Source organism: Oceaniradius stylonematis, assembly GCF_965223445.1.
GTDB lineage: Bacteria > Pseudomonadota > Alphaproteobacteria > Rhizobiales > Rhizobiaceae > Roseitalea > Roseitalea stylonematis.
Window position 1 is genome coordinate 2,160,131 of sequence record NZ_OZ244994.1, and the last position, 22,046, is coordinate 2,182,176.

A 22,046-nucleotide genomic window follows, 5' to 3' on the forward strand; every position below is an offset into this window, starting at 1 on the left:
CGATGGTCGACTTTGCCGGCCTCAAAGCCCTGTTCATCAACACGACGCTGAAATCGACCGCCCAGGGGCCGAGCCACACCGAACGGCTGATGCGCAACTCCATGGCGATCATGGAAAGGAACGGCGTCACGGTGGACTATCTGCGCGCCGCCGATCACCGGATCGCGTTCGGTATCATGCCGGACATGCGCGACCACGGCGCCGATCACGACGACTGGCCCGACATCTTTTGGCCGAAAGTGCGCGACGCGCATATTCTCGTTCTTGGCACACCGCTCTGGCTCGGCGAGGAATCGTCCGTCTGCCGCGTCGTCATCGAACGGCTTTACGCCCATGCGGGCCAGCGCAACCATGCCGGCCAGTACATCTATTACGGCAAGGTCGGCGGCTGTCTGATCACGGGCAATGAGGACGGCATCAAGCACGCATCGATGACGTGCCTTTATGCGCTCCAGCACATCGGCTACACGGTGCCGCCCCAAGCCGATGCGGGCTGGATCGGCGAGGCCGGCCCGGGCGATTCCTATGGCGACAATGGCGCCGGTCTCGACAACGACTTCACGCGGCGGAACACCACGTTCATGACCTGGAACCTGATGCATCTGGCAAAGATGCTGGATGACGCCGGCGGCATTCCCGCACACGGCAATTCGGCCGATGGCTGGAAGAACGGCGAACGCTTCGATCACCCGGAGGTGCCGAAATGAGCACGATCACCATCTACCACAATCCCAAATGCGGCACCTCCCGCAACACGCTGGCGATGATCCGCGCGTCCGGCGAGGAGCCCGAGGTGATCGAATATCTCAAGACGCCGCCCGGCCGGGACAGGCTGGTCGAGCTGGTCGCGGCTACCGGCCTCTCCGTGCGCCAGGTTCTGCGCAAGAAGGGCACGCCCTATGAGGAACTCGGGCTCGACGACCCCAAATGGACCGATGACGAACTCATCGACTTCATGGTCGAGCACCCGATCCTGATGAACCGGCCGATCGTCGTCACGCCGCTCGGAACGGTCCTGTCGCGCCCGTCCGAAAAGGTGCTGGACGTGCTGCCGAACGCCGACAAGATCGGCATCTTCACAAAGGAAGACGGCGAAGTCGTCGGCAAATCGGGGCAGAGCGCATGACCAACCGTTTCGACACGCTGTTTGCGCGGCTTGCCGATGAAGGCCGGCCCGCGCTCGTCACTTACATCATGGGCGGCGATCCCGACTACGACACATCCCTGTCCATCATGAAGGCCTTGCCGGATGCGGGCGCCGACATCATCGAGCTGGGCATGCCCTTCTCCGATCCGATGGCCGACGGGCCGGCGATTCAGATGGCCGGCCAACGTGCGCTCAAGGGCGGGCAGACGCTGGCCCGTACGCTGGCGATGGCCAAAGCCTTCCGCAAGACCGATACCGATACGCCGATCGTCCTGATGGGCTATTACAATCCGGTCTACATCTATGGTGTCGACCGGTTCCTCGACGATGCGAACGCTGCCGGAATCGACGGTCTGATCATCGTCGACCTGCCGCCGGAAATGGATGGCGAACTGTGCATTCCGGCGCTTGAGGCCGGCATCAGCTTCATCCGGCTGGCGACCCCGACGACCGACGACAAGCGCCTGCCGGCCGTCCTCGCCAACACGTCCGGCTTTGTCTACTACGTCTCGATGACGGGCATCACCGGATCGGCCATCGCCGACACCGGCGCGGTCGGCGAGGCGGTCAACCGTATCAAGGGCCATACGCCCTTGCCGGTCTGTGTCGGCTTCGGCGTCAAGACCGCCGAGCAGGCCCGGCTGATCGGCCGCGATGCGGACGGCGTGGTGGTCGGCACGGCGATCGTCCAGGCCATCGTCAATTCGCTGGACGGCGATGGCGGCGCGACGTCCGACACGGTCGCCGCCGTCACGACGCTGGTGGGCGGCCTGGCCGCAGGCGTCCGCGCCGCGCGCCTTGAAGCTGCCGAATAGCCGGTCCACATTGGCCCAAAACGGGAATCGGTCATGAACTGGATCACCAACTACGTCCGTCCGCGCCTCAACTCCATGCTGGGGCGGCGCGAGACGCCGGAAAACCTCTGGATCAAGTGCCCCGAGACCGGCGAGATGGTGTTTCACGCCGATGTCGAGGAAAACCAGTGGGTGATCCCGGTCTCCGGACACCACATGAAGATCGCCGCGCGCCAGCGGCTCACCCATTTCTATGATGGCGGCGCGTTCCAGGAGATCGCCAATCCGGAGGTGGCGCAGGACCCGCTGCGTTTCCGGGACCAGAAGAAGTATTCCGACCGGCTGCGCGAGAACCGGCTGAAGACCGGTCTCGAGGATTCCATCATCAACGCCACCGGCAAGCTCGAGGGCATGGAAATCGTCACCACAGTGCACGATTTCACCTTCATGGGCGGCTCGCTCGGCATGGCGGCCGGCGAAGCGATCATTCGCGGCTTTGAGACGGCCATCGAAAAGAAATGCCCGATGGTGCTGTTCGCCGCATCCGGCGGTGCGCGCATGCAGGAGGGCATCCTGTCGCTGATGCAGTTGCCGCGCACCACGGTTGCCGTCGAAATGCTGAAGGAGGCGGGCCTGCCCTACATCGTCGTCCTGACCAATCCGACCACCGGCGGCGTTTCGGCCTCCTATGCGATGCTGGGCGACATTCACATCGCCGAACCGGGCGCGGTGATCGGCTTTGCCGGCGCGCGGGTCATCGAACAGACCATTCGCGAAAAGCTGCCCGAGGGCTTCCAGCGTTCCGAATATCTGCTCGATCACGGCATGGTCGACATGGTCGTGCCGCGCACCGAACTGAGGGCGACCATCGCCCGCCTGCTTCGCATCCTGACCAAACAGGACGTGCCTGCGACCGAAACGGTCGGGCAGGCCGCGGTGATGGACGAGACCGGCTCGGTCGACACGGTGCCGGTCGCCGATCCCGAAGATGCGGCGGTGACGACAGGTGCCGTCGAGACCGAAATTCTTGAACCGGCCGAGGCGACGCCCCAAAAGCCTTCGCCCAGCTTCTGACGGAGCGCGGCCATGGCAAGCGATCATCATCCGCCCGCCGCGCCGGGCACCGAACTGGTATCGCCCGACGAAGCCACCCGCGCCATCGAGGCGCTAATGGCCCTGCATCCGAAGGGGTTCGACCTGTCGCTCGGCCGCATCCGCCGTCTGCTGGGCGCGCTCGGCGATCCGCACACGGCGCTGCCGCCGGCGATCCACATCGCCGGCACCAACGGCAAGGGGTCGTGCGCCGCCTTCTGCCGCGCGCTGCTGGAGGCCGCCGGCCATCGCACCCACGTTCACATCTCGCCGCACCTCGTGCGCTGGCACGAGCGGTTCCGGTTGGCCGGCACGTTGGTCGACGATGCAGTGCTCGCAGATGCGGTGCGCCGCGTCGCCGACGCCAATGACGGCCGCAAGATCACTGTCTTCGAGATCCTGACGGCGGTCATGTTCGTCCTGTTCAGCGAACACAAGGCCGATGCGGCAGTCATCGAGGTGGGTCTTGGCGGCCGCGCCGACGCCACCAATGTGATCGACCGGCCGGCGGTCAGCGTCATCATGCCGGTCGGTCTCGACCATCAGGCCTATCTCGGCGACACCGTCGAACTGATCGCCGGCGAAAAGGCCGGCATCATGAAACCCGACGCGCCGGTGGTCATCGGCGCCCAGCCTCATCCGGAGGCGCGCGACGAACTGGTCACGCGCGCCGAAGCTCTGGGCTGCGACGCGCACATCTATGGTGAGCATTTCATCGCCTTCGAGGAGCATGGCCGGCTGGTCTTTCAGGACACCGACGGTTTGCTTGATCTGCCTTTGCCGGCGCTGCGGGGCCGACACCAGCTTTCCAACGCCGCCGCGGCCATCGCCGCGCTGCGCGCCGGCGGTTTTTCCCTGACCGAGGCGGCCGCCGAGCGCGCGATGCAGACGGTCGACTGGCCGGCGCGGTTGCAGCGGCTGACCGAAGGCGATCTGGTCGCGCTCGCACCAAAGGGGGCGGAGATCTGGCTCGATGGAGGCCACAATCCCGACGGCGCGGCGATGGCCGCCGAGCATCTCGCCGCACGCGAGGAACAGGTCGAGCGGCCGCTGTTCATGATCGCCGGCATGCTCAACACCAAGGATGCCGTCGGCTATTTCAGGGTGTTTGACGGTCTTGTCCGGCACGTCTTCACCGTTCCGGTGCCGGGCAGCGATGCCGGTGTCGATCCGGGCTTTCTCGCCGACCAGGCGCTCGAAGCCGGCCTTTCGGCGGAGCCGATGGAAAACGTCTCCGCCGCGCTCCGTCTTTTGGCTGAAAGCTGGAACGGCCTGGAGCGTCCGCCGCGTATCCTGATATGCGGCTCGCTCTATCTGGCCGGCGATGTTCTGCGCGACAACGGCACGCCGCCACGGTAGCCGGCACAAAAAACCCGGCGCAAGGGCCGGGTTTTCGTGAAAATCCGTGCAGCCGGCCTCAGGCGATGGCGCCCTTCATCCAGTCCGACAGTTTGCCCTTGGGCACGGCGCCGACCATCTGGTCGACGACTTCGCCACCCTTGAACATGTAGAGCGTCGGGATCGAGCGGATGCCGTACTGCGCGGCGATCTGCGGATTTTCGTCAATGTTGACCTTGGCGATCTTCACCTGACCGTCCAGTTCGCCGGACAGTTCCTCCAGCGCCGGTGCGATCATCTTGCACGGGCCGCACCATTCCGCCCAGAAATCCACGACCACCGGTTCGTCGGCGCCGAGCACATCGGCCTCGAAATTGCTGGTATCGATCTTCACGGTCGCCATTGCGGCCTCCTTCTCATGTCCTGGCCCGCATGTGGGCCGGATCGGACGCATGTTCAAGCCCGTACCTATAGGCCGATTCTCACGATTGTGCGAGACCGGCCAAGGCGGAGGCGAGCCTCTCGCCGGAGACTTCGATCATCGCCGGCCCGGCGGTGAAAAGCAAAAGCGTGCGCACCGTCTTGCCCGGATAGAGAGGGGCGACGAGCGCGCGGTAAAGCGCCATCTGCCTTGCATGGGCCTCGGCGACCGCATCGGGCGTTTCGGGGATGTGGCGGCCGGTCTTGTAATCGACGATCAGCACCGTGTCGCCCACCGCCACTAGCCGGTCGATCACGCCGGAGACGGCGCGCGCCTCGCCGCCAAGCTTCAGCGTGCCCATCACGGACACCTCGGCAATCGATTCCGGCGCGAACAGCGGCGCATAACGCGGGTCGTCCAGCACGCCAAACACCTGAGCGAGCAACGAATCGACGTCGCCGATGTCCATTTCGGGCGCGGTCATCGCGCACCATTGCCGCGCCCGGTCCTGCCGTTCGCTGGGGTCGATTGCCGGCAGCATCTGCAACAGCGTGTGGATCAGCGTTCCGCGCCGCGCCGCCGATCCGCCCGGTGTTCCGCCCCCGTCGTCCAGCAGCGACACGCTGCCCGGTTCCGCGGCATCCGCTGTCTCCGGGGAAATGGCAAGGCCCGACGCTCCCGACGGCACCAGTGGCCGCGCCGCCGGAGGTTCGGGGGGCGCCGGATCGGCAAAACCCGCGGGCAGCGAGAACGCCTGTTCGCGCTTGTCCGGTACCGCCGGAGCGCTGGCCGGCACAGCGCCAAGCCCCGCCGGAAACTGCCAGACCGTCCCGTCACCGGTTTCGGTCACGTCGCAATGCGGCTCCAGCGCCGACAGCACCATGGTGTGCCATGTCGCCTCGGACGGCGCATGGATGCCGCGATAGCCGGCGACGATCAGCCTGTCGGCGGCGCGCGTCATTCCGACATACAAGAGCCGGCGATATTCGTCCTGTGCGGCGCACTTCAGCCTTTCGAGCGCTGCGGCTTGAACATCAGAGCGCGCGTCCGGCACGCCGCGCCACAAAAGGGCGTCGCTGTCGGAGCCTGTTTCGCTTGGCAGTTGCACCGGCAGCAGCGCCGGCGCCTGACGCGCATCGAACGGCGCGCTGCCGCGATCGACGAGAAACACGATCGGCGCCTCGAGCCCCTTGGCGCCGTGCACCGTCATGATCCGGACTTCGCCCTTGGCCTGATCCATCTCGCGCTTGATCTCCGGCGCATAGAGATCGAGCGTGTTGAGAAAGGTCTCGAGCGCCGGCGGTCCGGTGCGTTCGGCCGCCAGCGTCAACGCGATGAATTCGTCGAGCACGTCGGCGGTTTCCGGGCCCAGCCGGCCGATCAGCTTTTCGCGTCCCGAACAGGCCGACAGCACATGGGCATAGAACTCGTGCACCGGCCAGCGCATCGCCTTGTCCGCCCAGTCGGCGAGCTGCGCCGCGATGGCCGCAAGGACCGGGTCGTTGCGCCCGGCATCGGCCAGCCGCGACCAGAGCGCCGCACCCTCGCGGCCATGGGCGAGCGCGAACAGATCGTCATCGCTACGGCCGAAGAGAGGGCTCTTGAGAAGCGCGGCCAGTGACAGATCGTCGGCGCGGTTGAGCATGACGCGCCCGAGCGCCATCAGGTCGAGCACCGCGATGTGGCCGGTCAGCGCCAGCCGGTCTGCGCCGGCGACGGGGACGCCGCGATCCTTGAGCGCGCGCGACAGGGCGCTGACGAACCCGTCCCGCGACCGGACCAGCACGAGAATGTCGTCCGCCGCGATCGGATGGCCCGTCGCTTCGAGGATTGTGCCGGTCTGGATCCAATTGCCGATCGTTTCGGCGATGCGCGTGGCAACGCGCAGGGAGGGCTCTTCGATCGCATCGACCGGCGCGGTCCAGTCTTCGCTCGGGTCGCTCTTCTGTTTTGCGACCTGCTCCCAGATTTCGACGCGGCCCGGCTCGCCTCTGCGCAGCGAACGGTGCGCGGTGGGCAGACTGTCGCGTGTCAGCCCGGCCCGGTTTTCTTCAGTCGCGAAAACATGGTCGACCGCGGCCAGAACCGCCTCGGTGGACCGGAACGAGACCTGCAGTTCCACCGGCTCAAAGGCACGGTCGGCTTCGCCAGCCCGTTGGGCGAAATGGGTGCGTGTGCCCGCGAACTTGTCCGGATCGGCCCCCTGGAAAGAGTAGATGGACTGTTTCTCGTCGCCGACCGCAAAGACGGTGCGCAGTTCCGGCCGCGCCGCATCGCCGGCAAAGAACTCGTCGGCCAAAGTGCGGATGACGTCCCACTGGGCGGGGCTGGTGTCCTGCGCCTCGTCGATAAGGATATGATCGATGCCCTGGTCCAGCTTGTAGCGCACCCAGAGCGAAGCGCCGGTGCGCGTCAGAAGCGTGGCGGTGCGCGCAATCAGGTCTTCGAAGTCCAGCAGCCCGCGCGCGCGCTTGAGCGCCTCGTAGCGCGCGATCAGCGCGTCGGCAACGGCGAGAACGTCGAGCGTGCCTTCGATTTCGCGCAGCAGGTCCAAGCGGTTGCAGGCTTTTGCGATCCGGTCCGCTGCCGACAGATAGTCTGCCTCGAAGGAGGGCAGCGCCCCGGCAATATCGGCCGGGAACATATTGTGCGTCGCCGGCGTGCCATCGGCCTTCAGAAATGCCCTGGCCAGCGAGGAGAGGCGCAATAGAGCGTCCGGCTCCGCCGACGCATCGCGCAGCTCGGCGATGAACTTCAGATGCGTCTTTCGCGGTGACTTCGGCGCACGGGCCGCATGTTCCAGCCGCTCCAGATCGGCCTCTCCGAACCCCGGCAGCGGCCAGACGGTCGCGGCGACGTCCGCATCGGTCTCGTCCGGCGCGAACCCGAAGGCGGTGCGATAGGCACCGCGTCTCTCCCCGGCCGGCGAAAGCCGCCGCAGCAGATCGGTGACCGCGATGCGCCGGACGACGATCTCGTCGAGCAGCTTTTCGACCCCGCTTTCTCCGGCAATCGCCAGAAGCCGCATGACCGCCGCACCCGCGCCGCTCCGCTGCGCCGCATCGGCCAGGAGTCCGCGCCGCGCCTGTGCGACAAGCAGCGCCTGCGCCTCGGCGTCCAGCAGCTCGAAATGGCCGGCAATGTTGGCTTCGAGCGGGAACCGGTGCAGCAGCGATTCGCAAAAGGCGTGGATGGTCTGGATCTTCAGCCCGCCCGGCGTCTCGAGCGCGCGGGCAAACAGGGTCCGCGCGAACGCGATAGCTTCCCGCCCCGGTCGTTCGTCCGTGATGGCGGCCAGCTCGTCGCGCAGCGCCGCATCGTCCATCGCCACCCAGGCCCCGAGCCGCTGGAACACACGGGTCTTCATCTCCGCGGCGGCGGCCCTGGTGTAGGTCAGGCACAGGATTTTCGACGGCTCGGTGCCGGACAGAAGAATACGGATGACCCGGGTCGACAGGACCCAGGTCTTGCCGGACCCGGCATTGGCGGACACCCAGGCGGAATTGGCCGGGTCCGCCGCTCGGGCCTGATCGGCTCGGGTCCTGTCGTCGGGAAGCGGTTTAGCCATCGCGTTCGCGCCGCACCGCGTCGGCCCATTCCAGCGCCCGCGCCAGATGGTCGTAATCGCCGTCGAAATCGGCCTCCCGGAACGGCATGAGGCGGCTCGGGTAGCCTTGCTCGAATTTGTTGTAGTGCGCGCAGAGCCCCTCCAGCTTCTCCCATGCACGCCGGGCGAGCGTGGCCGCCTTGTCATTCTTGCCGCCCGATACGGGCCGGGCGACCAGTTCGCCGCGCGCGCCGAGCCGGACATAGATGAGATCGCCCGGCTCGGATTTTTCGGGGCTGTCGAAGGCGCCGCGTTCAAGCAGGGCCGCTTCGAGCGGCAATTGTGGCGCCAGCAGCGTCTGAACCTGTGGCGCGGATGGCGCGCCGCCGGTCTTGAAGTCGATAATGTCGGCAAGCCCGTCGGTGCGCGCATCGACGCGGTCGGCATAGCCGCGCAGTGTCACGCCCGTTGCGCCGACGGGCGTCGGCCGGGCGCGGGCTTCGGGATGTCGGGCGGTGATCAGCGGTTGCCTTTCGGTCTCCCAGGCGACGATCCGCGGCAGCGCGGCCAGCATCCGGGCCCACCATACCGCGTCGATCTCCGGCGGAAGTCTCTCCGCATCGAACACGTCTCGCGCCAGGCGCTCCAGCGCGGCGTGGGCCGTCTCCGCTGGCCAGTCGATCCTCGCCCGCGCCGCTTCCTCCATCACCTTGTGGATCAGCGATCCCCGGTCGGCGAAGTCCGGATCGCGCACCAGCGGATCGAGCGGCGCCAGTTCCAGAACGCGGCGCGCATAGACGGCGTAGGGATCGCGCCGCAGAGTTTCGACTTCGGTCACCGACAGCGCCTTCGGCCGCGCCGTGAGCGGCGGCTGCGGCGCCGGCCGCCCGGCCGGATCGGCGATGGACGGCGCGGCGACGGTTTCGGCCAATTGCGCATAGTGACCGCCGGCCGCGTGCATTGCCGCCGTCCGATCCGGCCCGGCCAGCGTTTCCAGCCTCTGGAGCCAGCGCGAGGCGACGGCCGGGGCACCGCCTGCCCGAATGGCTCGGGTGAGAAGCACGCGGCGATTGCCCATCGCCATCTGGAAATCGTGCGCCGCCAGCCCGATGCGCCGTTCGGGCGGATCGAGACCGATTTCCGCTTTCATCGACCGCGTCAGGAACGCGTCATTGGATGTCTGCGCCGGCCATTTGCCTTCGTTGAGGCCGCCCAGCACCATCAGATCGACGGTCTGGAGGCGCGCTTCCAGCGTGCCCCAGATCGCAATGCGCGGATGACCCCCGACGGCCGGTTTGACCGCCATCGTTGCGGTCAGGGCGCGGACCATGTCCGGCCACTGGTCCGCAGCGAAGGCGATGGGCGTTGCGCTGTCGCGCAGGCGCCGCAACAGGCCTTCGAGCGCCACGCCGCTTTCGCCTGCGTAAAGCGCGTCGAACCGCCCGTCGCCATCGCGCGTGATCGCCTCAAGCGCCTGCACCGTTGCGCACACGGTTTTGTCGAGAGCGATCGTTTCCGCCGCATCGCCGAGCGCGCAAAGGGGAGCAAAGGCTGCCTCGATGCGCTGGGCCAGATCCCGTGCCTGATCGAAAGCACCGGCGTCGATCGCCTGGAACCAGTCCGGCTTGCGGCGCCCGTAGTCGGCCCATTGTGCCAGTGCGTCTTCGGCGAAGCCCGCGAACCGGCCGAGCGCTATCCGGCCCGTGCCGCCGCGCAGCGCCAGCATTTCCAGATGTGCGACCGCCGTCATGTGCGCCGCCCGGTCGGCGCCGAACCGCGCCAGCGGATGCTTGAGCAGCGCCAGAAGCGCGGCAGGGTCCGCCTCTCCCGCCGCGAGCGGCAGGGCGAGCGCAAGCAGGCTGCCATGCGGCGTCAATGCAAACGGCGTGCCGCCGGAATCGTTGGCTTCGACACTGAAGCGCGCAAGCTCGGTTGCAACGCGGCGGGCCAGCTGCCGGTCGGGCGTCACCAGCGCCGCCGTCGCCTGCGGATCGAGAATGGCTTCGCGCAGCGCGCAGGCGATCGCCAGCGCCTCGGTCCGCTCGTCGGCCGCGTGCAGAACCGCAGTTCCGGCAAAGGCGGCGTCCTTGAACGTCGCGCGTTGGGCGGCCCAGTCCGCCGTGCGTTCGGCGGGTGCCAGCGCCGCTGCGACCCAGCGGCTTCGCGCCGCAACCGCATCGTCCTCCGCCGCGCCGAGCCGCTCGATCGCGTCGGGCGCGATCCCGATCGAGCGGACGAGCTTGTGCATGCCGAACTGCGGATGGCCGATCACCGGCGTGGCATCGCCAACGGTTTCAAGAAGCGCGCGTGTCTCGCCATCCATCTCCGTGTCGTAGCCCGGCAGCACGACAGCGCCCTGGGGAAGCCGCGCAATGGTGGCGATCAGTTCCGCCGTCGCAGGGATGGTGCCGGTCGAGCCGGCGACGATCACCGGTCCGGCGGGCGGCGCGGCGGCGAGCCGGGCCGCCTCGGCCCGGATCATCCGGTTGCGATGGTCGGCCGGGTCCAGCCGGTTGGCCTCGGCGAGATGCGCCGGCCAGGCCTTTTTGACGATCTGCAGAAAGGCGAGCGTGACGTTCCACCATTCCGAGACCTCGGCGCCGGCGGCATCCTCGATGGCCTTGAACGGAATGCCCTCGGTCTCAAGCTGGTCGATCAGCGCGGCGAGATCGGCCGCCATCCAGAAAGCGTCGGCGGTCGACACCGGCGTCGTCACCCGCTCGATGCCGTAAAGCGCATGCAACTCCTCTGTCATCGCCTCTGTCCAGCGCGCCGTCAGCGTGCCGAGCGCAAGCTGGCGCTCAAGCGCGTCGATCGCCGGCGGCACCGACAGCATCTCCCCCGCGCCTGCTGCAAAGAAGGCGGCATCCTCGTCGAATTCCCCGAGCGGGCGGATGCGCGGCAAAAGGATGGAGCGTTGGCCGAGCGCATCCATGAACACCGACCGCAGCTCGCGCGCCGCGCGCCGCGTCGGCACATAGATGGTCGCCCGCGCCAACGCCATCGGATCGCCATCGAAGGTGAAGCCGTCGACCAGTGTGCCCTCCAGCAGTCCATCGGCGATGGCGGGCAGGAAAGGCGCGCCGGGCGCGACGGTGAAGACTTTGGGATGGACGTAGCGGTTCTGGGTCACGGCGGCAGATCGCGATTCGGAGAGCCCAAGTCTGCGGGCCTCCCGCTCGGCGGTCAAACCCTGCCCGCTGCCAGATGCGCCTCGACCTCCGTCAGCCCGTCCGGCGTGCCGACCGTGTACCAGTGGCCGTCTTCGAGCGCATGGCCGAACAGCCGGCCGGCGGCGATGGCGGCGTCGAAATAGCGGTTCAGCGAATGCGGCTCGGCACGCGCGCCGGTGAAGACCGCCGGATCGATGATCGCCGCGCCCGCGTAGATGACGCCGGCTCCGGCCGGATCCGGCGCCCGTGCGATCCGGCTGCCGGCGTCCAGTGTGAAGTCCACGCCGCCCGAATGTCCCGTCGTATCGTCAAGGCGCGCGGTCAGGAGCAGCATGTCCATGCGTGCCGGGTCGAAGGCGTCGATCATCGCCGCAAGCGTCGACCGGCCGCCATCGACCCAGAACGTGTCGGCGTTGAGGAGCGCGAACGGAGTATCGCCGAGCAACGGCAACGCCTTGACCACGCCGCCCCCGGTTTCAAGGATCGCGTCGCGCTCGTCGCTGATCGACGTCGCCGGCGTCTGCCGGCTCGCGCAATGCGCAATGATCTGCTCGCCCAGATAATGAACGTTGACCACGGCGCGCGCGATCCCGGCCGTTTCCGCCGCATCGAGCGTCCGGTCGAGCATGGTACGCCCTCCCACCGGGACCAGGGGCTTGGGCACGGTGTCGGTGATCGGCCGCAGCCGTTTTCCGAAGCCGGCGGCCAGCACCATGGCTGTTGAGACCGGTGCGGTCATCGCGGTTCGACCGTCACGTCGAGCAGGCCGCGCGCGGCGAGCCACGCGTCGAGATCGGCGAGCGCCGGATGGCACAACGACTGGCGCATGTATGTCTGGATGCGGGGCAGATGTGCGATGTAGCCCGGCTTGCCGTCCCGTTCGTCGAGGCGCACGAATATCCCCAGAAGCTTGGCGGCCCGCTGCGCGGCCAGAATGGCGGAACACTCCCGGAAGCCGGTCTCGTCGAAGTCCTCCGCCTGTTGGTCCCTTGCCGCGCAATAGGCTTCCAGAAGCCGCGACTGCAGGTCCGGTTCGACGGTGACACGCGCATCGCGGATCAGCGACATCACGTCATAGGCGGGGTGGGTCCAGAGCGCATCCTGAAAGTCGATCAGCCCGACCCGGTCATGTCCGGTCCTTTCGCCGCGCCAGACAATGTTGGGCGAGTGGAAGTCGCGCATCGCAAGGGTCTTGGGGCCGGCATCGACGGTGGCGAACAGCGCCTGCCAGATGGCGTGCCACGATTGCCGGTCCTCGGCGCTGGCCGGAGCGCCGGCGACCCTCGGAACATACCAGTCGAGCAGCAGATCGACCTCGATCAGGAAGGCGCCGAGGTCGAACGCCGGCACCCGGTGGACCGTGCCGTCTTCCAGGACGATCTCGCGGGGCCAGTCGGTGGCGTGCATGGCGGCGAGGCAATCGACCGACGCCTCATAGCGCGCCGGGATCGGCCGGCGGGCAGCATCCAGCACGCCATCATCGCCGAGATCTTCGAGCAGGATCAGCCCGGCCTCATGGTCGACCGCCATGATCTCCGGCGCGGCGAAACCCGCTCCGGTCAGCATCCGGGCCACTGCGACGAACGGGCCGATATCTTCCGCCAGATGAGCGATCTGCGAATAGGGCTTGCCGTCGCGCACCGGGGGCCCGTCGGGCATGGGCGGCGCGTCCATGACGATGGCACGCCACGCACCGTCGGTTGCCGTTTCGTACCGGCGCGTCGAGGCATCGCCGGTGAGCGGCGCGCGGTTTGCCCCGCCATGGCCCGCGGACAGGAGCAGTGCGCGGATCGCCAGCGTGCGCCTTATGCGCGCAACGGCCGCTTCGGGTGCTTCGATCGCGATCGTGCGGGCATCGGCGCCGGCGTCGGTCACGGTTTCCGAAAAAGCCAGCCCGATCGCACCGGCGGGCAGGGCAGTGCCGGCCCGTTCGGGCCACTCGATCAGCGCGATCCCTGCCTCCAGCGCTTCGTCCAGCCCCAGTTCGGCAACTTCGTCCGGGTCGGCGATGCGGTAGAGATCGAAATGGGCGACCGGCGGACTGGTGGCGTATTCCTGTACGAGCGTGAATGTCGGGCTTGGGACTTCCAGCTCGGCGTCGCCGGCCAGCGCGCGGATGAAGGCCCGCGCGAAGCTGGTCTTGCCGGCGCCCAGATCGCCGGACAGTGCCACACAATCGCCCGGCAGGACGATGCGCGCCAGATCGGCGGCGAACCGCGCCATGGCCGGTTCGTCGAACGGTCCGAATTGCATCTTGGGCAAGGCGATCCTATTCGGCAGCGACGCTGACACGCGCAGGCGCCTCCGGGAAGGTGACGGTCACTTCGGTGCCACTGTCCGGCGACGATTGGATCGACACGGCGCCGTCATGCAGCGCCACGAAACTCTTGACGATTGCCAGGCCAAGGCCGGCGCCTCGTCCCCGGCCGCCTTGGTCCGTGTGGAACCGTTCGAAGACCTCCGTCAGCGCCCCTTCCTCGATGCCCGGCCCGTGATCGCGGATCCGGAACCGGACTCCATCTTCGGTGCGCTCGCAGGTGAACACGACCTCGCTGTCTTCCGGTGCATAGTCGGCGGCATTGGCCAGGATGTTGGTGAGAACCTGGGTCAGCCGTGCCCGGTCGGCGATGATGCAGCCCGCATCCGGCGCGATGCGCAGCGCCAGGCTGATGCCGTGGTCTTCCAGCCTCGGCATGATCTCGGCGGCCGCCGTGCGCATGACCGGCTCGAGTTCGACCTCGTCGAGCGCAAGTTCCATGACGCCGGCATCGACGCTCGCCAAATCGATAATGTCGCGGGTCAGATCGTTCAACGTGCCGGTGGAAGCGGCGATATGGTCGAGATATTCGCGCTGCTTGCCGTTCAGGGGGCCGGTCGCGTCCATCTCCAGAAGTTCGGTGAAGCCGCCGATCGATGTCAGCGGTGCGCGCAGCTCGTATGATACGTGCCGGATGAGCCGGTCCCGCACAAGTGCGGTCTTTTCCAGCGCGTCGTTGCGCTCGCGCAAGGCGCGCTCCATCTGGTCGCTGGCGGTGATGTCGACGAAGGTGATCATCGTCTGGCCGTTGGGAAGCGGCACGACGGTCCATGACAGTGTGAGGCTGCCGGTCTCCGTCCGCCCGGTCGCGCCGGCACGGTCCTCGTCGAACCCCGTGACGATACCCGCAAACTGCTCCCAGGGCCCGGCATGGCCAAACTTGGCGGCGCACGCCTCGCCGATCTGGTTGATATGAACGCGGGCCTCGCCGGTCAGGTGGCCGATATGCCAGAAGCGCTCGAAGGCAGGATTGGCCAGTTGCAGCGTTCCGTCGGCTTCGAAGACCGCCACACCTTCGGCCAGATGGTCGAGCGTTTCGCCCTGTACGCGCATCAGCGTCTTGTAGCGGCTTTCCAGATCGATGCGCTCGGTCAGGTTCTCGAAAACCCAGGTAAGGCCGCCGCGCGGATGCGGGCTGGCAATGACGCGCACGGTGCGCCCGTCGGGCAGGTACCACCAGTCCTCCTGCGGCTCGACGGCCTTGAAGGCGGCGAGCAGCCCGTCCTTCCAGCGGCGCCATTCCGGCTGCTCGGGGAGTTTGCCCTCGGCGCGCATCCGGTCGAGGAACATCGACATGTCCGGCTTGGATGCCAGGAGCCCGCTGTCGAGTTCCCAGAGCTGTTCGAACGCCTGATTGTGAAAACGCAGCCTCGCATCGCTGTCGAACATGGCCACGGCCGTCGTCAGCTGGTCGAGCGTTTCCTCGTGGCTGCGGATGGTTGTGTTCAGTTCCGATCGAACGGCCTCGGTCTCCGTGCGGTCGCGCCCGATGCCGGCCGATCCGAAGGGGCCGGCGACGTCGATCACGTCGAACATCAGCCGGTCGCCGCGCACCACCGTGGAAACCTGGTCGGCAAAATGGCCGTCGGCCTGCCGCTGCTGGGCGATGGTCTTGCCGGCCTGCGTGCCGAACAGTTCGGCCCGTTCGGCGACGACGGCATCGGCATCGGCGCACTCGACGGCGTCCGCATAGGCGCGGTTCACCCAGGCAAGCGCCCCGTCGGCACTGCGCAGCCAAACCGGCATGTCGGACTGGTCCATCAGCCCTTGCAGGGTTTCCAGCGTTTCGACGACCCGGGCGTGATCGGCGATCAGCCGCGCATGATCCGCCCGTTCGCCCGACAGCGACACGAAGCGTACGATCGCGCTGCCGCCGCTGGTCCGGCCGGTCACCTCGACCGGATTGCCCGTCGGCGTCTGCACCAGATCGTCGAACGGCAGCGCATGGTCTCGCAGCCGTGCAATGGCCTGTTCGATGCGCGCCGCCGAGCGGGGCTCGAGCCAGCGCCCGAAGGCAAGAAACTCGGATCGCGATTCCGGCGCGCCCGAGCGGGCACCGAGCGTGCCGATGACGGCGGCGGGCTTGTTCGGCTCGTCGCTCCAGACGATCGCACGCTGACCCTCCGATGCGGCCAGCGTCTCGAGCTGGCTCAGCCGCCCGGTCAGCGCGGAGACCTTGCCGCGCAGCGCAAGGTTCTGCGAGGCCGTGCGCCCGCGCTCGCGGATCAGCCACAGCGCCGAGCCGATTGCCGCGGCCATGGCGCCGGTGAACAGCGCCAGCTGCACGACCTCGAACGTGTCCAGCGAGATCATCGAGAGCAGCGACGAAAACGAAGTGTTGCCGGGGCCGGTCTGCGCTGCGGCGACACCGGCCCAAAGGCTGGCCAGCGCGCTGCCGCCGAGAAGCGCCGGAAGGCGTGTCAGCCGAATAAACGGATTTGAGACGCGCCGATTTCCGGGCGTTCTGCCATCATGCGGCATGCGGGTCCCCTTTTGCCTCCGCGCAAGGGGCGTCGTGCACGGGCCGTTACCGCGCACGTAAACGAAGCACCCCGACACACGAATCACCGCACCATAGCTGGCGCCGGAATCGCCGTGAAGCCTCGCGCACAAAAAAGCCGGCGCCGCATCGCGGCACCGGCTTCTTTCGTTGACGGCGGACAGATCAGTAGCGGTAGTGCTCTGCCTTGTAGGGGCCCTGCGGCGACACGCCGATATAGGCGGCCTGCTCGTCGCTCATCTGGGTGAGGTTGACGCCGAGCTTTTCGAGATGCAGGCGCGCGACCTTCTCGTCCAGGTGCTTGGGCAGCACATAGACTTCATTGCCGTACTTGTCGCCATGCGCCCACAGTTCGATCTGGGCGAGCACCTGGTTGGTGAACGAGGCGCTCATCACGAAGCTGGGGTGGCCGGTGGCGTTGCCCAGGTTCAGAAGCCGGCCTTCCGACAGGAGGATCATCCGCGTGTCGTCCGGGAAGGTGATCATGTCCACCTGCGGCTTGATGTTGGTCCATTTCAGGTTACGCAGGGCGGCGACCTGAATCTCGTTGTCGAAGTGGCCGATATTGCCGACGATCGCCATGTCCTTCATCGACCGCATGTGGTCGATCGTGATGACGTCCTTGTTGCCGGTCGTGGTGATGACGATGTCGGCGTTCGGCGCGGCTTCATCGAGCGTAACGACCTCATAGCCGTCCATCGCCGCCTGCAGCGCGCAGATCGGGTCGATCTCGGTGACCTGCACCCGGGCGCCGGCGCCGCGCAGCGATGCGGCCGAACCCTTGCCCACATCGCCATAGCCGCAGACGACGGCGACCTTGCCGGCCATCATCGTGTCGGTGGCGCGCCGGATACCGTCGACCAGCGATTCCTTGCAGCCATACTTGTTGTCGAACTTCGACTTGGTGACCGAGTCGTTGACGTTGATGGCCGGGAACGGAAGGTGGCCCTTCTCCATCATCTGGTAAAGGCGGTTGACGCCGGTCGTCGTCTCTTCGGTGACACCCTTGATCATGTGGCGCTGCTTGACGAACCAGCCCGGCGTCTCGGCGATGCGTTTCTTGATCTGGGCGAACAGGGCCTCTTCTTCCTCATTGGTCGGATTGGCGATCAGATCGTCCTCGCCCTCTTCGACGCGCGCGCCCATCAGGATGTAGAGCGTGGCATCGCCGCCATCGTCGAGGATCATGTTGGCGCCGCCCTCTTCGAACCGGAAGATGCGGTCGGTGTAGGACCAGTATTCCTCCAGTGTCTCGCCCTTGACGGCGAAGACCGGCGTGCCCGTGGCCGCGATCGCCGCAGCGGCATGGTCCTGCGTCGAGAAGATGTTGCACGAGGCCCAGCGCACATCGGCGCCCAGTTCCTTGAGCGTCTCGATCAGCACGGCGGTCTGGATCGTCATGTGCAGCGAGCCGGCGATGCGTGCGCCGGTCAGCGGCTTGGCGTCGCCATATTCGGCCCGCAGCGCCATCAGGCCGGGCATTTCCGTTTCGGCGATGTCCAGTTCCTTGCGGCCGAATTCGGCCAGCGAGATGTCGGCAACGACGTAGTCTTTGGGGTCAGCCATCAGGGGCTCCGTTGGCAATTGGATTTGGCGCGGCTCCTAACAGACTGAACCACGGCACGCAACGGCAATATAAAGAAATCTTTATGTCCGTATATGAAAGGGCGACTGTCTATTCGCCCTCGCCGAACCGGTCGGCGATCAGCGCGCCGATCGCATCAAGCGCGGCGCCGGCGTCCGGTCCCTCCGCCGTCACTTCGATCGAACTGCCGGGTCCCGCCGCGAGCAGCATCAGCCCCATGATCGATGTGCCGCCGACGCGCGTGCCGTCCTTGGCCACGGTGATGGAGGCGCCGTAGCCTTCCGCGAGCTGGACGAACTTAGACGAGGCGCGCGCGTGAAGGCCGCGCTTGTTGGTGATGGTAAAGACGGCCTGCCGGTGGTTACGTCCGTCATCCCCCCTGTCCGCTTGCGTGGCATCGCTCATTTGGCGGCCAGGATCTGGCTTGCGACATTGATGTATTTCCGGCCGGCCTGGCTTGCCTGTTCGAGCGTGCTCGCCATGTCGGCGCTTTCGCGCGCCTTGGCCAGCTTGATCAGCATCGGCAGATTGGCCCCTGCGATCACTTCGGTGCGGTCCGGCGCCATCACGGAAATCGCCAGATTGGACGGCGTGCCGCCGAACATGTCGGTGACGACGATGACGCCCTGGCCGGTGTCGACGCGGTCGATGGCCGCCACGATATCCTCGCGCCGCCGCTCCATATTGTCGTCCGCTTCGATGCACACCGTCTCGAACGCTTCCTGCGGGCCGACGACGTGTTCGACGGCGCGCAAAAATGCGTCGGCAAGAGCGCCATGCGTCACCAGCACGACACCGATCATCTGTCACCAACTCCCGTCCGGGGTCCGCTTATCGTGCCCACCTCCGCAAGGGCACCATCTTGATCAGCAAACACGGTCCATTTCAAGGCGTTGGCATGCCCGCGCCGGCTTCAACGCGGCCAAACCGTCACGCTGTGGGGTCAAAGCCACACCGGAAGGCCAAGCGCGGCCAACACGGCCGCCGGTGCCGGGGCGGTCGGCCCTGTCGGCAGTCTGAGGCACGGGAAGCCGTGCCCTTCCACCGTTTCGCGGTGTTCCTGCGCAAAACGCAGTGCGTCTCCAGCCGCGACCAGACGGACCAGCAGCGCAAGCCGGACGGACGGCACGGCGATATCCGAGACATCGGCGATGCCCCAGCCCCGAACTTCGATCTTGCCGGCGAGCGGCGCGGGACACCGGGCGATTATACCGCTTGCATCGGGTTCAAGGATCACCCGGTCGTCGGCGACGAGCCCGGCTTCGATGCCGCCGGCGCTGGCGCGCCGGATCAGCGTCAGTGCCAGCGCGGTCTTGCCCGCGCCCGAGGCGCCGGTGATCAGAACGCCCTTGCCGTCGATCGCAACGCATGTGCCGTGCGGCGGGGTGTCGGAGTCGTCCGGGCTCATTCGCGCGGCAGGCGGACGATGAAACGCGCGCCCAGAACGGTTTCGGTGTCGTTCGGACGGGTGATGTTCTCGGCGGTCAGTGTGCCGCCATGGGCCTCGACGATCTGCCGCGAGATCGAAAGACCGAGCCCGGAATTCTGGCCGAAATCGTCCGCGCCGGGACGGTCGGTGTAGAAGCGCTTGAAGATGGTCTCGACATTTTCGGCCCGAATGCCCGGCCCGTTGTCCTCGACCCGGATTTCGACCCATTTGGCATTGCCCGACAGGCGGATGTCGATCCGGCCGGTGCCGGGATGGACGAAGGAGCGCGCATTTTCGACCAGATTGGTGATCACCTGGCCGAGACGCGATTCATGGCCGGCGACCATCAGTGCGCGGCCGCCCTGCTGCCGGTCGATGGTCAGCTTCGGCGCGATGCGGTCCATGTGGCCGTCGGACCAGATGCCGATCATGTTCTGGAGCAGCCGCGCGACATCGACGCGCCCCGCATCCTCGCGCGCGAGTTCCGCATCGAGCCGCGAGGCGTCGGAGATGTCGGTGATCAGCCGGTCCAGCCGCTGCACGTCATGTTCGATGACGTTGAGCAGCCGCGCGCGGGCATCGTCCGTGCGGGCCCGGGGCAGCGTTTCGACCGCGCTGCGCAGCGAGGTCAGCGGGTTCTTCAACTCATGGCTGACATCGGCGGCAAAGCTCTCGATCGCGTCGATCCGCGCATAAAGCGCATTGGTCATGTCGCGCAGCGCCACCGACAGATTGCCGATCTCGTCGTGCCGGTCGGAGAAATCGGGAATTTCCTCGCGGTTTCGGATCGAGCGGCGCACCCGCACCGCCGCCGCCGACAGCCGCCGCAGCGGATTGGCGATCGTGCCCGCCAGCATGAAGGACAGGATGATGTTGACGAGAACCGCGACGGCAAACACGCGGAACATGGCGAAGCGCTCGGCCTCGACGATCTTGTCGATATCTCCGCCCTGCGTGGACAATTGCAGGACACCGAGCACGGCGCGAAAACGCTGCACCGGCACGGCGACCGACACGATCATCTCGCCTTGCTCGGAGATGCGCACGATCTGCCGCCGGTCGCCGGCCAAAGCCTGCATCACTTCGGGATAGGCGGTGCCGGTGCCGCCGGGCTGCTCCCGGTAGAGCGGCAGGTCGTTGCGGCGGAAGAACCGCGCAATGCGGTTGCGCATCTCTTCGGCCATGGTCGTTTCCGGCGCGTCGAGCGGGTCCAGATCGTAGCGCAGTATCTGGCCGCGCGAGTAAAGATGACGGCTGTCGAGGATCAGGTTGCCGTCCTGGTCGTAGATGCGCGCCCGCGTCCGGGTCGGCGAAATCAATTGCCGCAGGACGGGCGCAACGCGCTCGGGATTGATCGGAAAATCGAGGCTGTCGAACCCGTCGACGCTGGGCACGATGCTCTCGCCGGCCTGCAGTTCCAGCAGTTTTTCCGGGTCGATCAGGATCGCGTCGGTTTCCACGCTTGCAGAGGCGGCGATCGCGCCGGCGATGATTTCGCCCTGCGTCATCAGGCTCTCGACGCGCGCATCGATCAGCCCGTCGCGAAACTGGTTCAGATAGAGAATGCCCGACATCAAAAGGCCGAGCGCGGCGAGGTTGAGGATCAGGATGCGCCGCGTGATCGACGAGAACAGGTGCCGGCCGAACAGCCGGCGCAGGCCGGTCAGCCCCTGCACCGATCCGGCGCGGGCCGCCGCCCGCCGCCCGTCGCGGCGTGATTTCGTCGCCGGCATGTGGTCGGTTTCGACCGCCATTGAATGGTCCTCGTGCGGCGCCAGCCATGGCGCCGCTGCTGATGCGTCCGCTTACGCCGCCTCGCGGAACCGGTAGCCGACGCCGTAGAGCGTTTCGATCATGTCGAAATCCTGGTCGGCCCCCTTGAATTTCTTGCGAAGCCGCTTGATGTGGCTGTCGATCGTCCTGTCGTCCACATAGACCTGATCGTCATAGGCCGCATCCATCAGCGCATCGCGGCTCTTGACGACGCCGGGGCGCTGGGCGAGCGAGAACAGGATCAGGAACTCGGTAACGGTCAGCGTCACCGGCTTTTCCTTCCACATGCAGGTATGGCGTTCCTGGTCGAGCACCAGATGACCGCGCACCAGCGTGCTGTTGGCGCCCGCCGCGCCGGGCTTGACCGCGATCTCGCGCGCCGCCGTCCGGCGCAGGATCGCACGCACCCGCTCGATCAGGAGCCGCTGCGAGAACGGCTTGGTGATGAAGTCGTCGGCGCCCATCTTCAGCCCGAACAGTTCGTCGATCTCGTCGTCCTTGGACGTCAGGAAGATCACCGGCAGGTCCGATTTCTGCCGCAGCCTGCGCAAGAGTTCCATCCCGTCCATACGCGGCATCTTGATGTCGAAAATGGCCAGGTTCGGCGGTTTGCCCAGAAGCCCGTCCAGTGCCGAAGCGCCATCGGTGTATGTCTCGACGCGGAACCCCTCGGCTTCCAGCGCGATCGACACCGACGTCAGAATGTTGCGGTCGTCGTCGACAAGCGCAATCGTCTGCATGTTGAAACTCTCCCCGGACATGACCCGCGACCCTTCCGTTGTGCATGCATGTGGTGACGGAAGGCTTTCCCCGCAAACAGGGGACAAAATGTGGCACGAATCGACGAGCCTGTCATGGTTCGCGGCGTGCCCGCCATTTAGCGCAAAGCGTCTGGCGCGCCGATTTCTTAGCCGGCATAGTTAATAATGC

Annotated in this window: 17 protein-coding genes; 5 read left to right on the forward strand and 12 right to left on the reverse strand. The window is 66.8% G+C overall.

All coding sequences use genetic code 11. From position 1 onward, the window contains the following. Positions 1-2 precede the first annotated feature (2 nt). The 5 genes from ACOQOU_RS10695 to ACOQOU_RS10715 are packed head-to-tail and all read left to right on the forward strand — an operon-like array spanning position 3 to position 4,392. A complete protein-coding gene (locus ACOQOU_RS10695) occupies positions 3-707 on the forward strand; it encodes a flavodoxin family protein (protein ID WP_306026286.1) in 705 nt (234 codons plus the stop codon). Next, positions 704-1,126 (forward strand): arsenate reductase (glutaredoxin), encoded by a 423-nt coding sequence (gene arsC, locus ACOQOU_RS10700; protein ID WP_306026287.1) that lies wholly within the window; start codon positions 704-706, stop codon positions 1,124-1,126. The genes ACOQOU_RS10695 and arsC overlap by 4 nt, the downstream gene beginning before the upstream one ends. Further along, positions 1,123-1,962 (forward strand): tryptophan synthase subunit alpha, encoded by an 840-nt coding sequence (gene trpA, locus ACOQOU_RS10705; protein WP_306026288.1) that lies wholly within the window; start codon positions 1,123-1,125, stop codon positions 1,960-1,962. The genes arsC and trpA overlap by 4 nt, the downstream gene beginning before the upstream one ends. A 33-nt stretch (positions 1,963-1,995) precedes the next feature. Then, positions 1,996-3,015 carry an acetyl-CoA carboxylase, carboxyltransferase subunit beta gene (accD, locus tag ACOQOU_RS10710; protein ID WP_109766956.1) on the forward strand — a complete coding sequence of 340 codons (1,020 nt, stop codon included), beginning with the start codon at positions 1,996-1,998 and terminating at the stop codon, positions 3,013-3,015. Positions 3,016-3,027: 12 nt separating this feature from the next. Then, complete coding sequence (locus ACOQOU_RS10715; RefSeq protein WP_306026289.1) at positions 3,028-4,392, forward strand: bifunctional folylpolyglutamate synthase/dihydrofolate synthase; 1,365 nt, start codon at positions 3,028-3,030, stop codon at positions 4,390-4,392. A gap of 58 nt (positions 4,393-4,450) precedes the next feature. On the opposite strand, the gene trxA is transcribed toward ACOQOU_RS10715, so the two are convergent. From trxA to ACOQOU_RS10775, 12 genes are all read right to left on the reverse strand, one after another. Next, a complete protein-coding gene (trxA, locus tag ACOQOU_RS10720; protein WP_109766955.1) occupies positions 4,451-4,774 on the reverse strand; it encodes a thioredoxin in 324 nt (107 codons plus the stop codon). A 79-nt stretch (positions 4,775-4,853) separates the two neighbouring features. Continuing rightward, positions 4,854-8,360, reverse strand: coding sequence for a double-strand break repair helicase AddA (gene addA, locus ACOQOU_RS10725; protein WP_306026290.1), 3,507 nt, complete (start codon positions 8,358-8,360; stop codon positions 4,854-4,856). Next, complete coding sequence (gene addB, locus ACOQOU_RS10730) at positions 8,353-11,472, reverse strand: double-strand break repair protein AddB (protein ID WP_306026291.1); 3,120 nt, start codon at positions 11,470-11,472, stop codon at positions 8,353-8,355. The genes addA and addB overlap by 8 nt, the downstream gene beginning before the upstream one ends. Positions 11,473-11,525: 53 nt before the next feature. Further along, the gene (locus tag ACOQOU_RS10735; protein WP_109766953.1) at positions 11,526-12,251 is read right to left on the reverse strand and encodes a nucleotidyltransferase family protein; all 726 of its coding nucleotides are present in this window, start codon (positions 12,249-12,251) and stop codon (positions 11,526-11,528) included. Beyond that, on the reverse strand, positions 12,248-13,765 hold the full coding sequence (gene tsaE / locus ACOQOU_RS10740) for a tRNA (adenosine(37)-N6)-threonylcarbamoyltransferase complex ATPase subunit type 1 TsaE (protein WP_306026302.1): 1,518 nt from the start codon (positions 13,763-13,765) through the stop codon (positions 12,248-12,250). The genes ACOQOU_RS10735 and tsaE overlap by 4 nt, the downstream gene beginning before the upstream one ends. Positions 13,766-13,781: 16 nt before the next feature. Continuing rightward, on the reverse strand, positions 13,782-16,310 hold the full coding sequence (locus tag ACOQOU_RS10745; protein WP_306026292.1) for an ATP-binding protein: 2,529 nt from the start codon (positions 16,308-16,310) through the stop codon (positions 13,782-13,784). Positions 16,311-16,494: 184 nt separating this feature from the next. Further along, positions 16,495-17,895: an adenosylhomocysteinase gene (ahcY, locus tag ACOQOU_RS10750; RefSeq protein ID WP_109766951.1), complete on the reverse strand. Its 1,401-nt coding sequence runs from the start codon at positions 17,893-17,895 to the stop codon at positions 16,495-16,497. A 109-nt stretch (positions 17,896-18,004) separates the two neighbouring features. After that, complete coding sequence (locus ACOQOU_RS10755; protein ID WP_109766950.1) at positions 18,005-18,319, reverse strand: HPr family phosphocarrier protein; 315 nt, start codon at positions 18,317-18,319, stop codon at positions 18,005-18,007. Then, a complete protein-coding gene (locus tag ACOQOU_RS10760) occupies positions 18,316-18,717 on the reverse strand; it encodes a PTS sugar transporter subunit IIA (protein WP_109766949.1) in 402 nt (133 codons plus the stop codon). The genes ACOQOU_RS10755 and ACOQOU_RS10760 overlap by 4 nt, the downstream gene beginning before the upstream one ends. Positions 18,718-18,857: 140 nt before the next feature. Further along, positions 18,858-19,322 (reverse strand): HPr kinase/phosphorylase, encoded by a 465-nt coding sequence (locus ACOQOU_RS10765; protein ID WP_306026293.1) that lies wholly within the window; start codon positions 19,320-19,322, stop codon positions 18,858-18,860. Beyond that, a complete protein-coding gene (locus ACOQOU_RS10770) occupies positions 19,319-21,097 on the reverse strand; it encodes a sensor histidine kinase (RefSeq protein WP_306026294.1) in 1,779 nt (592 codons plus the stop codon). The genes ACOQOU_RS10765 and ACOQOU_RS10770 overlap by 4 nt, the downstream gene beginning before the upstream one ends. A 51-nt stretch (positions 21,098-21,148) precedes the next feature. Further along, a complete protein-coding gene (locus ACOQOU_RS10775) occupies positions 21,149-21,856 on the reverse strand; it encodes a response regulator transcription factor (protein ID WP_109766946.1) in 708 nt (235 codons plus the stop codon). Positions 21,857-22,046: the final 190 nt, after the last annotated feature.

What these genes read in the sequence shown, in the direction of transcription:
- ACOQOU_RS10695 (WP_306026286.1), top strand. Translation starts at nt 3, where the DNA reads ATGGTCGACTTTGCCGGCCTCAAAGCCCTGTTCATCAACACGACGCTG.
- arsC (WP_306026287.1), top strand. Translation starts at nt 704, where the DNA reads ATGAGCACGATCACCATCTACCACAATCCCAAATGCGGCACCTCCCGC.
- trpA (WP_306026288.1), top strand. Translation starts at nt 1,123, where the DNA reads ATGACCAACCGTTTCGACACGCTGTTTGCGCGGCTTGCCGATGAAGGC.
- accD (WP_109766956.1), top strand. Translation starts at nt 1,996, where the DNA reads ATGAACTGGATCACCAACTACGTCCGTCCGCGCCTCAACTCCATGCTG.
- ACOQOU_RS10715 (WP_306026289.1), top strand. Translation starts at nt 3,028, where the DNA reads ATGGCAAGCGATCATCATCCGCCCGCCGCGCCGGGCACCGAACTGGTA.
- trxA (WP_109766955.1), bottom strand. Translation starts at nt 4,774, where the DNA reads ATGGCGACCGTGAAGATCGATACCAGCAATTTCGAGGCCGATGTGCTC.
- addA (WP_306026290.1), bottom strand. Translation starts at nt 8,360, where the DNA reads ATGGCTAAACCGCTTCCCGACGACAGGACCCGAGCCGATCAGGCCCGA.
- ACOQOU_RS10735 (WP_109766953.1), bottom strand. Translation starts at nt 12,251, where the DNA reads ATGACCGCACCGGTCTCAACAGCCATGGTGCTGGCCGCCGGCTTCGGA.
- tsaE (WP_306026302.1), bottom strand. Translation starts at nt 13,765, where the DNA reads ATGCAATTCGGACCGTTCGACGAACCGGCCATGGCGCGGTTCGCCGCC.
- ACOQOU_RS10745 (WP_306026292.1), bottom strand. Translation starts at nt 16,310, where the DNA reads ATGCCGCATGATGGCAGAACGCCCGGAAATCGGCGCGTCTCAAATCCG.
- ahcY (WP_109766951.1), bottom strand. Translation starts at nt 17,895, where the DNA reads ATGGCTGACCCCAAAGACTACGTCGTTGCCGACATCTCGCTGGCCGAA.
- ACOQOU_RS10755 (WP_109766950.1), bottom strand. Translation starts at nt 18,319, where the DNA reads ATGAGCGATGCCACGCAAGCGGACAGGGGGGATGACGGACGTAACCAC.
- ACOQOU_RS10760 (WP_109766949.1), bottom strand. Translation starts at nt 18,717, where the DNA reads ATGATCGGTGTCGTGCTGGTGACGCATGGCGCTCTTGCCGACGCATTT.
- ACOQOU_RS10765 (WP_306026293.1), bottom strand. Translation starts at nt 19,322, where the DNA reads ATGAGCCCGGACGACTCCGACACCCCGCCGCACGGCACATGCGTTGCG.
- ACOQOU_RS10770 (WP_306026294.1), bottom strand. Translation starts at nt 21,097, where the DNA reads ATGGCGGTCGAAACCGACCACATGCCGGCGACGAAATCACGCCGCGAC.
- ACOQOU_RS10775 (WP_109766946.1), bottom strand. Translation starts at nt 21,856, where the DNA reads ATGCAGACGATTGCGCTTGTCGACGACGACCGCAACATTCTGACGTCG.